This is a genomic window from Bradyrhizobium sp. 21, from assembly GCF_023073335.1.
GTDB lineage: Bacteria > Pseudomonadota > Alphaproteobacteria > Rhizobiales > Xanthobacteraceae > Bradyrhizobium.
The window spans coordinates 739,020-754,211 of the sequence record NZ_JADPJG010000035.1 but is presented as its reverse complement, the minus strand read 5'-3'; the positions used below and the strand labels follow the sequence as shown (position 1 = coordinate 754,211).

Sequence of the window (15,192 nt, the reverse complement as noted above, 5' to 3'; positions counted from 1 at the left end):
TGAAATCTCTCTCGGCCGGCGTTTTGCGGAAAGGAGCGCGCTGGCGGGAAGCCCGCCGGCGCAATTCGCTCGGAAAAACAGGTAGGAGACTGACGAGCGACCCGATCCGGACCTCGTTAGGGCTGCTTCCTTCCGGACCTGACCCGGTTGGCGAGTGGCTCGTCCACCGCCAATCTCCCGGTCCCTATTTGGGGCCAAAAGGGCCGGAAAGCAAGCGGGGACCGGTCGAAAACCGCCGCCGGATTCGTCTCCCCAACGAGGCTCCGCAGGCTCACGGAACCGGCGGAGGAAGCTCGACCGGCTTTTGACGGTTCGAGATCGAGCCACGGGCGAGGAGCCTGACGATCGGATAGTAGAGAAGGTATGCGATAAACTCGAATAATTTGGTCATGAGCCATATCAAGCCAAGATAGACCGCCGTTAACACCAGCACGATGCCCAGAGTGAATAGGGCTCGCAGCAAGCCCTCCGTGACAGCGAAATAGATATAGATTGGCAAGAGAAGGAGAACGACAAAGACAACGGCCCAGAACGCGATGACCCTGCGGTACAGCCACTTTTCGAACTCGAGTGCAAACGTCTTGAAAACGGCATCCAGCCCGTCATGAGACAATTCGTAGAGGCGAGCGCGCTCGCTGCCGACGTTGAAGCCCTCTTGTTTCTTGAGGAAGCCGTAGGAATGAGCCTTGTCGAGCGTGCCGGCAATCCACGTGATCAGCGTCTCGTTGGGTTCGGATCGCTGTTCGACCGGCTTTAGCAGATAGCGCTGAACCGACCACCCCTTCCCCGCGGCAACGGCCGGGCCGGCAATGCCGAGATCCTTCAACAGCAGCTTTTGAGCCAGCATCTCGGCGGTGACCGATGCCTTCACCCCCTGGGCGACTGACAAATGCCTCGCCAGACCCGCCCACAGGACGCGCTGGTCGGCCGCAAAGGACTGCCCGGACGATGAGTCCGTTTCGAGGTGTCGCCATACGAAGTCGCGAATGATCGCATCGGCCCCGCCAAGGCGGGCATAGAGCGTCTGGTCCAGCACCTGATCCGTTCGATCCGCTTCCTCCCACAAGCGATGGCAAACGAGCTGGAGCAGCCCAGGCTCAACGAAGCGGGCTCCGAGACCGAACGCATTCTGCTGACGCAGATCCCGAAGCAGGCTGTCGACAAAGGGCTTGTCGACGCGGACGCGTCCTTCAAGCTCGATCGGCTTGATGACGGCGCGACGAAGTTCTCTTTCCGAGAGCGGCGCAAGCCTGATCATCGACCCATATGCTTCGGGGATGTACTGTTCGACCTCTTCCCACGCGCCCAGCCATTCCTCCCGCATCGTGACAATGATGCGTGTCCCATCGTCCTCGGTGTTCACGGCTTCGGCGAGACAGTCCCAGAGCGCGTTTCGATCGGTGTCCAGCTTGAACACGTCCTCGAACTGGTCCAGCAACAAATAACCGCCGGCTCCTCCGTTCGCCGACACTGTCAGCCGTTCCAAGGCCCCCCGTACCATCGTCTCGGGCCGGGCCGCTCCCCATTCATTGAGATAGACGATCGGATGCTGCTCTCTCAGTTCCGGTATCAGCCTCGATGTCAGGAAGGAGGATTTGCCGATTCCGCTGCGGGCGAACAGCAATGTCAGCGGGTTGATGGCGGATTTCGTCTCGACATAGGCGGCCGCAAGCTCCCTGCCCATGAACAGGTGGCGTTCATCCTCGCGATACGGGCGCAAACCGACGAATGGATTCATGGTGCGAATTCGAGATGCTGCCTGAGGTTCGACAAGAATAGATCGAGCGAAACGTAGTGGATGTTGACGCCGCGCTTCTGCCAGAAAATCGACTCGACGGGGTCGTTCTGCAGCAGGCACGCATAATGCTTGGTCTCCGCGCCGGCCTGGCTTTCGCGAAGCCGATGCAACAACAGGCGGAAATTCCAGTCCGACAGGGAATAGCCGAGAAAGAGAAACTGCGAATTGTGCAACATGCGCTGCAGCTCGATCGGCAGGCGCTGCATCGTGTTCTTGTCCAGGTAGTCGATGTAGTCCTGCTCGGTGATCACGATCGAATTCAACCCTCCGGCGAGGGCTTCGTCCCGTTTGTCCTTCGGAGCGTATGAGATCGCGCTGCCGTGCATCTTGTAGAGAATGACCCGAGGGCTGCTCCCTTCGAGCCTCTGGAGGAGGAGTTCGTCGGCTTCCGCGCGTGTCAGGATCGATTTTCTGGAGAACCCGTCCAGCTTTTCATAGACGATGAGACGGCCCGCATATTTCGACCGACCTAACACGTGAGAGATACAGACATAGGGAATCGACCTGCTCTCGAGCAGTCGCTCGACGAGCGTGTCGTAGTTGGTCGAGACGATGAGCTTCGGCATGTATTGCGCGGGGACCTCGCCGAGGAAGTCCGTGATCGCACAACGATAGGTTTGAGGAACCTTGTCGTGAAACTGAGCCTTGATATAGCTCAGGATGAGATCGCGGTCTCCGGCATACTCGACCAGATACTGCGCAACCTTCGTCAAGGAATCGCCGGCCTGACTGAGAGGATAGCTTGCCAGATTGGCGAGTGCGGCACTGAGCTGGCTGCCGCTCGGAAGAGCTCCCTGTCCCGCTCCAACGAGGGAGGCGGCGGCGCCAAGGAACAGGGTGAGCGCTCGCTGCTCGATCAGCAGACCGATGGCGCGATAGGGTACGGGAAGGGACCCGTTCGTCGCTCCTTCACCCATGTCATCAATCTCAGGTTGATGAGATCTCATTCAAGTCGACCTTTCCGTCACCGTCAAGGAAGAAAGCGGCGGTACCGGGGGGTAGCCAACGGCGGAAACAGCGCTTCCGCCTCTTGGAACGTCTTGCTATGAAACAGTGCCGGGACCCAAAAGGGGTGCGCGGAAGTCTGACAGAAAGCGGTCTGGGGCTGACCATGTCGCCCAAAAGACAAGCTTTTGCGCTCCCGAACGCCCCCTCATCCAACCAGAAAAGCGATTGATCCCAATGGTTACACGCCGTGATGTTGCATCGATTGTCGGACTTGGCGCCATTGGCGCGGTGACCGCGGGCGCGCTGGCGTCCCCGGCCGCGGCCCAGGCGGCCGATCCGAATGAATCGACCTTCGCCCGCATCCGCCGGACCAAGAAGATGCGGATCGGCGCGGTCGGCGGCGGCGCGCCCTATTACATGAAGGATCTCGCCAGCGGCCAGTGGAAGGGCTTTTACGTCGATATCGCCAAGGCACTCGCCGACGACATGGAGGCCGAGCTCGAGATCACCGAGACCACTTGGGGCAATTCGGTGCTCGATCTACAGTCCAACAAGATCGACGTCTTCTTCGGCCTCAACCCGACCCCGAAGCGCGCGCTGGTGATCGACTTCTCGGTGCCGGTCTTCAACAATGCCTTCGGCATCCTCTGCAAGAAGGACTTCAAGCCGAAGAGCTGGGCCGAACTGAACTCGCCCGAGGTCAAGATCGCGGTCGACCAGGGCTCCTCGCACGACCAGGTCGTCAGCCGGCTGATCCCGAAGGCGCAGATCACGCGGCTGAAGACCGCGGACGACGCCACCGCCGCGCTGCAGACCGGCCGCGTCGACGCGCAATGCCTGATCACCATGCTGTCGCTGACGGTGCTGAAGAAGAATCCCTCGCTCGGCCAGTTCGTGCTGCCGACGCCGATCTTCGCGACGACGTCGAACGCCGGCTTCCGCCGCGAGACCGACAAGACCTGGCGCGACTACGTCAACACCTGGATCGACTTCAACAAGGGCCTCGGCTTCATCCGCAACGCGATCATCACCAACATGGAGCTGGTGGGCGTGACCGAAGCGGACATTCCGCCGGGCGTGTCGCTGTAAGGCGTGATGAGTTTGGATCAGGCTCGATCCACAAACGATGCTGCGCCCCCTCTCCCGCTTGCGGGAGAGGTTGTCTCGGCAAGCGAGACTCCCCAAGAGGAGAGAGCCCTCACCCGACGCTTCGCGCCGACCTCTCCCGCAAGCGGGAGAGGTGCAGTGAGACTGCCGCTCTGCCAAACCAGACTTCTTCGCGACTGAGGTCCGACAAAATATGTATCAGTGGGACTTCGGCATCCTCTGGAGCTATCGCTGGCTCTTTCTCAACGGACTCGGCGTCACCGTCGGCTTCACCGTGGTCATCGTCGTGCTCGGGCTCGTCTTCGGCCTGCTCGGCGCGTTCGGCACCCTGTCCCGCTTCAAGGCAGTGCGCCTGATCGCGCTGACCTTCATCGAGGCGTTCCGCTGCACGCCGATCCTGGTGCAATTGATCTGGTTCTATTACGCGCTGCCGATCCTGGCCGGTGTCGAGATGACCCCGATCACGGCCTCAGCGCTGGCGCTCTCGCTCTATGGCGGCTCGTTCTATTCGGAGATCATCCGCGGCGGCATCATCTCCATCGACCGCGGCCAGTCGGAAGCCGGCGCCGCGCTCGGCATGACACCGGGCCAGGCCATGCGGCGCATCGTGCTGCCGCAGGCGATCAAGCGGATGATCCCGGCGCTGATGAACCAGTCGATCATCCAGTTCAAGAACACCTCGCTGGTCTCGGTGCTGGCGGTGCCCGACCTCGTGTATCAGAGCCAGGTCGCCGCCCATGACAGCTACCGACCGCTGGAAACTTACACCGCGGTCGCGGTCGCCTATGCGGCCATCCTGATTCCCCTGACCATCCTGGTCCGGCGCGGCGAGAAGCGACTGGCGGTCGGCGAATGAGCGACACGTCAAAAATCGAGATCCGGGCCTTGCGCAAGAGCTTTGGCACCAACGAGGTCTTGAAGAACATCAATCTCGACGTGGCCAAGGGCGGCGTGGTGGCGCTGATCGGCCCGTCCGGCTCGGGGAAATCGACGCTGCTCCGTTGCGTCAATCTCCTGGTCGCGCCCGACGGCGGCAGCGTCCGCGTCGGCGAAACGCGCTTCTCGTTCGGCGAGGGTGCGAGGCTCCCCGACGTCAAGACGCTGGCAAGATTTCGCGCCACCACCGGCATGGTGTTCCAGCACTTCAATCTGTTCCCGCACATGACGGCGCTCCAGAACGTGATGGAGGGGCCGGTCACGGTGCGGCGCATGGCCAGGGCGGATGCCGAGAAGCTCGCGCGCGCACAGCTCGCGAAGGTCGGCCTTGCAGAGAAAGCCGACCAATATCCGGCGACGCTCTCTGGCGGCCAGAAGCAGCGCGTCGCGATCGCGCGCGCGCTCGCCATGGAGCCGGACGTGATGCTGTTCGACGAGGCGACCTCGGCGCTCGATCCCGAGCTCGTCGGCGAGGTGCTGAACGTGATCCAGCAGCTCGCCTCCGAAGGCATGACCATGGTGATCGTGACCCACGAGATCGCCTTTGCCCGCGAAGTCGCCGACCGCCTCATCTTCATGCGCGACGGAATCGTGGTCGAGGAAGGCCCGGCGCGGCAGGTGATCGATAATCCCAAGGAAGCCGCGACGCGCGCCTTCCTCAGCCATTTCCACCGCACCGGCGCGCTTGCGCCGGCCAACGCAGCATCGTGATGCCCAATATCGATCGTACATATCTCGTCACCGGCGCCGCCAGCGGCATCGGCCGCGCCACCGCAAAGCTGCTCGCGGCCCCCGGCACCGCGCTCCTGCTGCACACGCGCTCCAACGCAGACGGTCTCGACGCCACCGCGGCGGAGGCCGAAGCGAAAGGCGCCGTGGTCGCAAAGTGCCTCGGCGATCTTGGCGAACAGGCTGCGGCCACCGATGCCATTGCCGCCGCGCAAGGCGCCTTCGGCCGGCTCGACGGATTGATCCTGGTCGGCGGCCATGCCCGCCGCGGCAGCGCCATCGGCACGCCGGCGGATCAGTTCCGGCAGGCGATGGACGAATCGGCGCTGGCTTTCACACGGCTGGTCGACGCCGCGCTGCCGCTGTTGCGCGCCGGCCACGATGCGCGGATCGTGGCCGTGTCGTCGTTCGTGGCGCACGCGATCCGGCCTGAATTTGCGCCGTTCGCCGCGACCGCTGCAAGCCGCGCCGCGCTCGAAGCCCTGGTGCGCCTCACTGCGGTCGAACTCGCCAAGAACGGCATCACCGTCAACGCGGTGGCGCCGGGCCTCATCCTCAAGGACAAGCCGAGCGAGAGCCGGCTGTCGCCCGAGCAGATCGCCGCGACCGAGGCGCTGATCCCGATGCGCCGTCGCGGGCGGCCGGAGGAAGTGGCCGAGATCATCGCCTTCCTGGCCTCGCCGAAGGCGTCGTACGTCACCGGCCAGGTCTGGCACGTCAATGGAGGCCTGACATGACCGAAACGACCGTCGAACGTCTCAGGCTGTTCCTGATCGAAAGCCCGATCAAGATGGCGCGCCTCCAGGGCGTCGGCAACGTCAAGGGCACGGTCAAGCGTGTGCTGATCGAGCTCACCGCAAGCGACGGCGTGGTGGGCTGGGGCGAGGCGGCGCCGTGGGAAGTCTTTACGGGAACGCCGGAAGCGGCGTTTGCCGCGCTCGACATCTATTTGCGCGGAATCGTGCTGGGCAAACCCGTGCGCCGCATTCGCGCGCTGATGGCCGAGCTAGACCGTGCGCTGGTCGGCCATGCCGAGGCCAAGGTCGCGATCGAGATGGCGCTGCTCGACATCGTCGGCAAATCGTCGGGGCTGTCGGTCGCTGACCTTCTCGGCGGCCGTGTGCGCGACACCATCCCGCTGTCGTTCTCCATCGCCGACCCGGATTTCGCTGCCGATCTCGAGCGCATGCGAAAAATGGTTCCCGACGGCAATTTCATTTACAAGGTCAAGACCGGCGTGAAGCCGCATCGCGAGGATCTCGATCATCTCGAGGCGATCCGGAAAGAATTCGGCGACAAGGTCGATTTGCGCGTCGACTACAACCAGGCGCTGGCGCCGTTCGGCGCCATCAAGATCCTGCGCGACGTCGAGCAGTTCGCGCCAACCTTCATCGAGCAGCCGGTGCCGCGCAAATATCTCGACGTGATGGCGCAGCTCACCGCGGCGCTGGAAACGCCCGTGCTCGCCGATGAAAGCTGCTTCGACCGCCGCGACATGATGGAGGTGGTGCGCCGCGAGGCGGCCGACGCCGTCTCGATCAAGCTGATGAAGGCCGGCGGCCTGTTCGAAGCGCAGGCGATCATGGCGATCGCCGACATCGCCGGCCTGCCCGGCTATGGCGGCACGCTGTGGGAGGGCGGCATTGGGCTCGCCGCCGGCACGCAACTGATCGCGGCGACGCCAGGCATCTCGCTCGGCTGCGAATTCTACATGCCGCATCATGTGCTGACCGAGGACGTGCTCGAGGAGCGCGTCGCCAATCGCGGCGGCCATGTCGTGGTGCCCGACGGCCCCGGCCTCGGCATCCGCGTCAGCGAAGCCTCGGTCCGCGCCAATGCGCGGGTGATTGCGGAGGCTTGAGTTGCTGTCGTCCCGGCGAAGGCCGGGACCCAGACCGCGTGATTTATCTATAGACGCAGGTGATCGTATCGCGGGAAGACTCTTCACTACGAACTTTCGCCAAACTTCTTCTTGTGGTTATGGGTCCCGGCCTTCGCCGGGACGACAACAGAGCATGAGGCCTCTGCAGCCCCGATCCTTCCCCTATCGGAATCGCTATCGTATGGTCCGACCAAACGAGCCCGATCGCCGGGCAATCTGGAAACGCATATGTCCGAACCCGCCTGGTCACTGCACTCCCGCCTGAAAGAGGACACCATCGATATCGGCGATTTGCCGTTGTCGAAGGTCCTGGTCATCAAGGACGCGCATTATCCCTGGCTGCTGCTGGTGCCGCGTCGCGCCGACGCCGTCGAGATCATCGATCTCGACGAGGTGCAGCAGGCGCAATTGATGACGGAGATCTCCCGCGTCTCGCGCGCGCTGAAGGAGATCACCAATTGCGACAAGCTCAACATCGCGGCGCTCGGCAACCTCGTTCCGCAGCTTCACGTCCACATCATCGCGCGCCGCACCGGTGACGCCGCCTGGCCGCGGCCGGTCTGGGGCGTGATGAAGCCCTTGGCGCACGACGCCACAGAGGTGCAGAATTTCATCAGCGCGCTTCGCCGAAAAATCTGGTTGGGTTGAAAGAACAAGAAATGTCAGCATTCGACTCGTTTCCGCTGGGGCAACCGGCCTTCGTCACCAATGTCCTCGACCGCGCCGCGCATCTGCGCCGCGACGACGAAAAGCTGTTCGCCATGGAGCAGAAGCCGTCATCGCGCGCCTATGTCGTCTATCGCGACTCGCTGCTGGTGAAGCGCGAAGGTGAAAAAGCGCGTGCGATGCTGGGAATCGACGAGGCGCTGAAGTGCGGCGCCAATCCCGGCACGATCTTTCTGGGCCTGCGCGACGGCGCCGCGATGTTCGGCATGGGCCTGTCGCAGGCCGCGGCCGAGAAGCTGGTCGGCCGCGACGATTACACCGTCACCGAGCTGCGCGGCATGGCGATGCAGGGCGCAGTTCCGCCGCAGGAGCTGTCGGCGATCGCAATGGCGAAGTCGATGGTGGGCTGGCATCAGCGCCACGGCTATTGCGCCAATTGCGGCACGCGTACCGGGATGAAGGAAGGCGGCTGGAAGCGCGAGTGTCCGAGTTGCAAGGCCGAACACTTTCCGCGCACTGACCCTGTCGTGATCATGCACGTCGCCTCCGGCGACAAATGCCTGCTCGGGCGTCAGAAGCAGTTTCCGCCCGGCATGTATTCGTGCCTCGCCGGCTTCGTGGAAGCCGCCGAAACCATCGAGGACGCGGTACGCCGCGAAATCCTCGAAGAGTCCGGGATCCGCTGCACCGACGTGCAGTATTACATGACGCAGCCCTGGCCCTATCCGTCGTCGCTGATGATCGGCTGCAGCGCTCGGGCCGTAAGCGAGGACATCGTCGTCGATCATTCCGAGCTCGAGGATGCGCGCTGGTTTACGCGCGAGGAGGCCGCCCTGATGCTGACGCGGACGCATCCCGACGGGCTCGCCGGTCCGCACCCGTTCGCCATCGCCCATCATCTGCTCGGCCGTTGGGTGCACGACAAGGGCTGAGGCCGCCGATGGCGCCTGGCGACGTCTTCCAGGTGCTTCACGCTTCGCTTCGCCGAAGGCACTGACGTGAGGGAGGCGCTGCGATTCGTCGCCGCCGCCGCAGTGCCGAAATGCAGCCGCCACGGCGGCCGCCTGGCCGCCCCGCAACGCATTGAAGTTGAACAGCTTTTACGGGACGCGCTTTAGAGCATTCTGGTTGCACGCCGCGATTATAGGCTTGCGATAGAAGATTTTTCTCTATATGAGGGAAACAAGCCGCCATAATGGAACAAAGTTCTTCAAATGACTGACCTCGCTGTCCAGATCCCCGAGACCAGCCGCCGCCTCGATGCCATCGACCGCAAGATTCTGATGGTCCTCCAGGACGATGCCTCCCTGTCTGTCGCCGAAATCGGCGACCGCGTCGGCCTCTCCTCGACCCCCTGCTGGAAGCGCATCCAGCGCCTTGAGGCCGACGGCGTGATCATCAAGCGGGTGGCCCTGGTCGACCAGAACAAGATCGGACTCGGCATCTCCGTGTTCGTGTCGGTGGAGAGCGCAGACCATTCCGACGCCTGGCTGAAGAAGTTCGCCGAAGCCGTCAGCGCCATGCCCGAGGTGATGGAATTCTATCGCATGGCCGGCGACGTCGACTACATGCTGCGCGTCGTGGTCGCGGACATGCAGGCCTATGACGTGTTCTACAAGAAGCTGATCAGCGCCGTGCCGCTGAAGAACGTCACCTCGCGCTTCGCGATGGAGAAGATCAAGTCGGTGACCACGCTGCCGATCCCGGCGATGGTGGCGGCTTAGGGCTCACCACACGCAAACTGTCCTCGCCCGGCTTGACCGGGCGATCCAGTATTCCAGAGACGACGATGGATACGGATAAGCCACGGCGTACTGGATGCTCCGGTCAAGCCGGGGCATGACAGCAAGTGAGGCTAGCCTCGCGCCTCAGATCTTCTGATTGTAATCGCCGACTTCCGGATGGGTGCGCAGCACGCTGTTCACCATCTCGAACATGTCGTGCATGCGCTGCTCGGAGACCGGGCTCTCGACCACGACGACGAGCTCGGGCTTGTTGGAGGAGGCGCGCACCAGGCCCCAGCTTCCGTCCTCCACCGTAACGCGAACGCCGTTGACAGTGACGAGATCGCGGATCGATTGTCCGCCGATCTTGGCGCCATCGGCGTGCAGGCCTTCAAAATGCTTCACCACAGCGTCGATGACACCGTACTTGGTCTCGTCGGCGCAATGCGGCGACATGGTCGGTGACGACCAGGTCTTTGGCAGTGCGTCCTTCAGGTCGGCCATCGACTTGCCGGGCGCGCGGTCGAGCATGTCGCAGATCGCGATCGCGGACACCAGGCCGTCGTCATAGCCGCGGCCATACGGCTTGTTGAAGAAGAAATGGCCGGACTTCTCGAAGCCCGCGAGCGCGCCGGTCTCATTGGTGCGGCGCTTCATGTAGGAATGGCCGGTCTTCCAATACTGCGTCTTGGCGCCCTGCTTCTGCAGCACCGGATCGGTGACGAACAGGCCGGTCGACTTCACGTCGACGATGAACAGCGCATCCTTGTGGATCGCCGACATGTCGCGTGCGAGCATCACGCCGACCTTGTCGGCGAAAATCTCCTCGCCGGTGTTGTCGACGACGCCGCAGCGATCGCCATCACCGTCGAAGCCTAAGCCCACATCGGCCTTGTGCTGCAGCACCGCGTCGCGGATCGCGTGCAGCATTTCCATGTCTTCGGGATTCGGATTGTATTTCGGGAAGGTGTGGTCGAGCTCGGTGTCGAGGGGAATCACCTCGCAGCCGATCGCCTCGAGCACCTGCGGCGCGAACGCGCCCGCGGTGCCGTTGCCGCAGGCCGCGACGACCTTGAGCTTGCGCTTGAGCTTCGGACGGCTGGTGAGATCGGCAATGTAACGCGCCGGATAGTTCTCGTGGAACTGGTAGGATCCGCCGGCCTTGTTCTTGAAATCGGCGTTGAGCACGATCTCCTTCAGCCGCGTCATCTCATCGGGACCGAAGGTCAGCGGGCGGTTGGCGCCCATCTTCACGCCGGTCCAGCCATTGTCGTTGTGCGAGGCCGTGACCATGGCGCAGCAGGGCACGTCGAGGTCGAACTGCGCGAAATAGGCCATCGGCGTCACCGCAAGGCCGATGTCGTGCACCTTGCAACCTGCGGCCATCAGGCCGGAGATCAGCGCATATTTGATCGAGGCCGAATAGCCGCGAAAATCATGGCCGGTGACGATCTCCTGACTGACGCCAAGTTCCGCGATCAGCGCGCCCAGCCCCATGCCGAGCGCCTGGATCCCCATCAGGTTGATTTCCTTCTGGAACAGCCAGCGCGCGTCGTATTCACGAAAACCCGTGGCCTTCACCATGGGCTCGGATTCGAAGGCGTAGGTGTTGGGCAGCAAGACGGATTTCGGCTTGGGAAACATTGAGACGGTCTCGCGAAAAGACAGGAATTGGTGCAGCCTTAGCGAATGCCGGGCCGCAGCGGAAGGCAGGAATGGCAGCTTATGGATGATAATTGCGGCAGTTTGGTAACGGGGGCGCGACCAGGGGAGGCGCTTCCGCCTATGCCGTCCAAAAAGGTCCGTGCGAACGTCTATTCGTCTGCTCGATGAAGCGCCCTTGGAGGGGCTTACTGCTCCAGCACCATCTGGCCGTTGGCGTACTCAAAACGCTTGAGGCGGGAGAGGAAGGACAGGCCGAGCAGATTTTCGGACAGCGCCTCGTCCGGCAGCACCATGGCATCGACGTCGCGCACGACGAGGCCGCCGACATCGAGCATGGCGATGCGGGTGCGCGCGGCCTTGATGGTGCCGTTGGCGGTCGAGACACTGGCATTGTAATCGCTGCGCGACGGACGCAGGCCGAAGCGTGCGGCCGAGGTCTCGTTCAGCGCCACCACGGAGGCGCCGGTGTCGACCATGAACCCGATGCGTTGGCCTTCGATCCGGCCTTCAGTCTGGAAATGACCGCGGCCGTCGCGGGGAATGCTGACGCTGCGGCCGCCGGCCGGCGCGGTGGACGCGACTGCGACCGTCGTACGCGGCACCGACGTTGCCGAGGCGGAGCTCATCCTGTCCGCCATCTGCGCCATGAAGGTGCCGAGGCCGATCATGATCGCCGCGAAGATCATTATGTTACGCATCACACCACTTCCGAGCCGAAAGCTCGATTTGACCACGCCGGAGGCCTGTCCGCGAGCCAAGCCCCGGCTGCGCCGGTGTCATTTTGACGAAAAGGATGAGCGGATGGTTAATGCGGCTTCACGTGCCGCGCGGCTTGACTCGCCGGGTCGGCAGCGCGCTCGCCGGATCCTCCGGCCAGGGATGGCGCGGGTAGCGGCCGCGCAGGTCCGAGCGCACCGCGCTGTAGCTGCCGCGCCAGAAGCCGGGAAGATCGCGCGTCACCTGCACCGGGCGCTGCGCCGGCGACAGCAGTTCCAGCACCAGCGGCACCTTGCCCGCGGCGATCGACGGATGGGTGTTGAGGCCGAACAATTCCTGGAGCCGCACCGCGATGGTCGGCCCCTGCTCGGCCTCATAGTCGATCGCGAGCACGCTTCCCGTGGGCGCCTCGAAATGCGTCGGCGCCTCGCGATCGAGCCGCGCGCGCATCTCCCAGGGCAACAGCGCCATCAGCGCATCGGAGAGATCGCCGGCGGAGATGTCCTTGAGCGCGATCTTGTCGTAGAGCGCCGGCAGCAGCCAATCGTCGCGCCGTGCGATCAACCCCTCGTCGGAGAGATCGGGCCAGCTATCGCCTTCGGCCTTGCGCAGGAACATCACCCGGTCGCGCCATTGTTTGGCGGCCTTCCAGGGCAGTCGGTCGAGGCCCGCGGCGATCAGCCCATCCGCGAAAATGCGTGCGGTGTCTTCCGAGGGCGACACGCCGAGTGTCGCCTCGGACAGCGTGATCGCGTGCAGCGCCCGCTTGCGCCGTGCGCGCAGCGCCATCGCGCCGCGGTCGAACGATATCTCGTCGACGGTCTCGATATGCTCGGCGAAATGTTGCTCGATCTCGTCCTGCGTGATTTGCGCGGCGAGCAGGATGCGTCCGCTCGCGGCCGTGCCCGTCATCTCGCCGATCGCGATATAGGGCGCGCGGGCGAGCGACGAGGTCTGCTCGACGGCAGCGCCGCGGCCGTTGGCGAGCACGAAACTGCCGTTGCCGCGGTTGCGCGCGACGCGATCCGGGAAGGCGTAGGCGAGCATCAGGCCGGTCGAGAGGTCACCTTCTCCGGTCGCCGCCTTCTCTGACGCCGCTACCTGTGAAGCCCAGCGCCGCGCCAGGTCGCGCGCGCTTGCGGCACGCGGCGAGCGGTCGCGGCGGAACTGGTCACGCCTGTGCTCGAGGTCCGCGCTGTCGCCGCCGAGCCCGCGCTCGGTGAGGATGGCGGCGATCTCGGCGGCGGCTTCGCCCTCGCCGGCGCGATGCGAATCCACGATCATGCGCGCCAGCCGCGGCGGCAGCGCCAGCGCGCGCAGGCTCTTGCCTTCCGCGGTGATGCGGCCATCGCCATCGAGCGCGTTGAGCTCTTCGAGCAGGCTTTTTGCCTCCTTCCAGGCCGGCTGCGGCGGCGGGTCGAGGAACGACAGCGCTGAGGGGTCAGCGACGCCCCATTGCGCGAGATCGAGCACCAGCGAGGACAGGTCAGCGCTGAGGATCTCCGGCTGGGTGTAGGGCGCAAGCGAGGCCGTCTGCGGCTCGTCCCAGAGCCGGTAACAGACACCAGGCTCGGTACGGCCGGCGCGGCCGCGGCGCTGATCCGCCGCCGCGCGCGAGACGCGCACGGTCTCCAGCCGGGTCAGGCCGATGTCGGGCTCGTAGCGCGGCACGCGGGCAAGGCCGGAATCGACGACGATGCGGACGCCCTCGATGGTGAGCGAGGTCTCCGCGATCGAGGTCGCCAGCACCACCTTGCGCGTGCCCTTGGGCGCGGGTGAGATGGCACGGTCCTGCACGGCGGCGTCGAGCGCGCCGAACAGCGGCACGATCTCGATGGAAGCATCCTGCACGCGCTCACCGAGGAAGTTCTGGGTGCGGCGGATCTCGGCGGCACCGGGAAGGAATGCCAGCACGGAGCCGGCATCGGCGCGCAATGCCGAGGCGATCACATCGGCCATCTGCCGCTCGATCGGCGCATCCGCCTTGCGGCCGAGATAGCGCGTCTCGACCGCAAAGGCGCGGCCCTCGCTTTCAACGACAGGTGCCTCGCCAAGCAGCCTTGCAACACGCGCACCATCGAGCGTTGCCGACATCACGAGGATGCGCAGATCCTCGCGCAGGCCCAGTTGAGCATCGCGCGCCAGCGCGAGGCCCATGTCGGCATCGAGCGAGCGCTCGTGGAATTCGTCGAACAGAACGGCGGCAATGCTCGAGAGTTCGGGATCGTCGAGGATCTGGCGGGTAAAAATGCCTTCGGTCACCACCTCGATGCGCGTCGCGCGCGAGATTTTCGAGCCGAAGCGGACGCGATAGCCGACGGTCTCGCCGGCGCGCTCGCCGAGCGATTTGGCCATGCGGTCGGCGCTGGCGCGCGCCGCGATGCGCCGCGGCTCCAGCACGATGATCTTCTTGCCCTTGGCCCAGGCCGCATCGAGCAGCGCCAGCGGCACCCGCGTGGTCTTGCCGGCGCCGGGAGGCGCCACCAGCACAGCCGCGTTATGCGCCTCCAGCGTGCGCGAGAGGTCGTCGAGCACGGCATCGATCGGGAGGGGCGTGTCGAAGCTGCGGGGCAAGTCTCGATCCGTCATCATCCGCCTCGCGCGCAATGCGCGCTGGGACGGACGATCCAGTCATGTCAGATCCGGGCCATTCCGAAGATCTGTGCGTACTGGATACCCCGCCTTCGCGGGATATGACAATCATATGTGGCTGTCAGCCCTGCACCGGCGGGCGGCCGATGCTCTCATAGGTGAAGCCCGCCGCGGCCATGTCCTCGGGGCGGTAGATGTTGCGGAGATCGACGACGACGGGCTGCGCCATGGTCGCCTTCAGCCGGTCGAGGTCGAGACCGCGGAACTGCACCCATTCGGTGACGACGACCAGCGCATCGGCGCCTTGCGCGCAGGAATAGGCATCCTCGCAATAGGTGATATGGGGCAATTCGCTCTTGGCCTGCTCCATGCCGACGGGATCGAATGCCTTCACCTTCGCGCCCATGTCGAGCAGGCCCGTGACCAGC

At 64.2% G+C, this 15,192-nt stretch carries 14 protein-coding genes, 1 other RNA gene and 1 pseudogene; 9 read left to right on the top strand and 7 right to left on the bottom strand.

Annotated elements, in window-relative coordinates:
- Positions 1 to 81 precede the first annotated feature (81 nt).
- From ffs to IVB31_RS32190, 3 genes are all read right to left on the bottom strand, one after another.
- Positions 82 to 178, bottom strand: an RNA gene (gene ffs / locus IVB31_RS32200) — signal recognition particle sRNA small type.
- A gap of 93 nt (positions 179 to 271) precedes the next feature.
- Positions 272 to 1,738, bottom strand: coding sequence for a hypothetical protein (locus IVB31_RS32195; RefSeq protein ID WP_247332058.1), 1,467 nt, complete (start codon positions 1,736 to 1,738; stop codon positions 272 to 274).
- On the bottom strand, positions 1,735 to 2,715 hold the full coding sequence (locus tag IVB31_RS32190) for an SIR2 family protein (RefSeq protein ID WP_247332057.1): 981 nt from the start codon (positions 2,713 to 2,715) through the stop codon (positions 1,735 to 1,737). Before IVB31_RS32190 ends, IVB31_RS32195 begins: the two co-directional genes overlap by 4 nt.
- A 265-nt stretch (positions 2,716 to 2,980) precedes the next feature.
- Between IVB31_RS32190 and IVB31_RS32185 the strand changes: the two genes are divergently transcribed.
- The 9 genes and pseudogenes from IVB31_RS32185 to IVB31_RS32145 all read left to right on the top strand — a co-directional run bounded on the left by IVB31_RS32185 (position 2,981) and on the right by IVB31_RS32145 (position 9,790).
- A complete protein-coding gene (locus tag IVB31_RS32185; protein WP_247332056.1) occupies positions 2,981 to 3,835 on the top strand; it encodes a transporter substrate-binding domain-containing protein in 855 nt (284 codons plus the stop codon).
- A 211-nt stretch (positions 3,836 to 4,046) separates the two neighbouring features.
- Positions 4,047 to 4,709, top strand: a complete 663-nt coding sequence (locus IVB31_RS32180) for an amino acid ABC transporter permease (RefSeq protein WP_247332055.1) — start codon at positions 4,047 to 4,049, stop codon at positions 4,707 to 4,709.
- Positions 4,706 to 5,500 carry an amino acid ABC transporter ATP-binding protein gene (locus IVB31_RS32175; protein ID WP_247332054.1) on the top strand — a complete coding sequence of 265 codons (795 nt, stop codon included), beginning with the start codon at positions 4,706 to 4,708 and terminating at the stop codon, positions 5,498 to 5,500. Before IVB31_RS32180 ends, IVB31_RS32175 begins: the two co-directional genes overlap by 4 nt.
- A complete protein-coding gene (locus IVB31_RS32170; protein WP_247332053.1) occupies positions 5,500 to 6,255 on the top strand; it encodes an SDR family oxidoreductase in 756 nt (251 codons plus the stop codon). The genes IVB31_RS32175 and IVB31_RS32170 overlap by 1 nt, the downstream gene beginning before the upstream one ends.
- On the top strand, positions 6,252 to 7,379 hold the full coding sequence (locus IVB31_RS32165) for a muconate cycloisomerase family protein (RefSeq protein ID WP_247332052.1): 1,128 nt from the start codon (positions 6,252 to 6,254) through the stop codon (positions 7,377 to 7,379). The genes IVB31_RS32170 and IVB31_RS32165 overlap by 4 nt, the downstream gene beginning before the upstream one ends.
- A 249-nt stretch (positions 7,380 to 7,628) precedes the next feature.
- On the top strand, positions 7,629 to 8,048 hold the full coding sequence (locus tag IVB31_RS32160) for an HIT family protein (protein WP_247332051.1): 420 nt from the start codon (positions 7,629 to 7,631) through the stop codon (positions 8,046 to 8,048).
- An 11-nt stretch (positions 8,049 to 8,059) separates the two neighbouring features.
- A complete protein-coding gene (nudC, locus tag IVB31_RS32155; RefSeq protein ID WP_247332050.1) occupies positions 8,060 to 8,998 on the top strand; it encodes an NAD(+) diphosphatase in 939 nt (312 codons plus the stop codon).
- Positions 8,999 to 9,015: 17 nt separating this feature from the next.
- Positions 9,016 to 9,184 (top strand): annotated as a pseudogene (locus tag IVB31_RS32150) (sugar kinase); the annotation flags it as partial.
- A 96-nt stretch (positions 9,185 to 9,280) separates the two neighbouring features.
- A complete protein-coding gene (locus tag IVB31_RS32145) occupies positions 9,281 to 9,790 on the top strand; it encodes an Lrp/AsnC family transcriptional regulator (RefSeq protein WP_247332049.1) in 510 nt (169 codons plus the stop codon).
- Between the two features lie 144 nt (positions 9,791 to 9,934).
- Here IVB31_RS32145 and IVB31_RS32140 read toward each other — a convergent pair whose 3' ends face one another.
- The 4 genes from IVB31_RS32140 to IVB31_RS32125 form a co-directional block, all read right to left on the bottom strand.
- Positions 9,935 to 11,434, bottom strand: a complete 1,500-nt coding sequence (locus IVB31_RS32140; RefSeq protein WP_247332048.1) for a phosphomannomutase/phosphoglucomutase — start codon at positions 11,432 to 11,434, stop codon at positions 9,935 to 9,937.
- Between the two features lie 206 nt (positions 11,435 to 11,640).
- On the bottom strand, positions 11,641 to 12,153 hold the full coding sequence (locus tag IVB31_RS32135) for a TIGR02281 family clan AA aspartic protease (RefSeq protein ID WP_247332047.1): 513 nt from the start codon (positions 12,151 to 12,153) through the stop codon (positions 11,641 to 11,643).
- A 118-nt stretch (positions 12,154 to 12,271) separates the two neighbouring features.
- Complete coding sequence (hrpB, locus tag IVB31_RS32130; protein WP_247332046.1) at positions 12,272 to 14,746, bottom strand: ATP-dependent helicase HrpB; 2,475 nt, start codon at positions 14,744 to 14,746, stop codon at positions 12,272 to 12,274.
- 139 nt (positions 14,747 to 14,885) lie between these two features.
- Positions 14,886 to 15,192, bottom strand: a 307-nt coding sequence (locus tag IVB31_RS32125) for a UDP binding domain-containing protein (RefSeq protein ID WP_276576619.1), incomplete at its 5' end; no start/stop codon positions are given.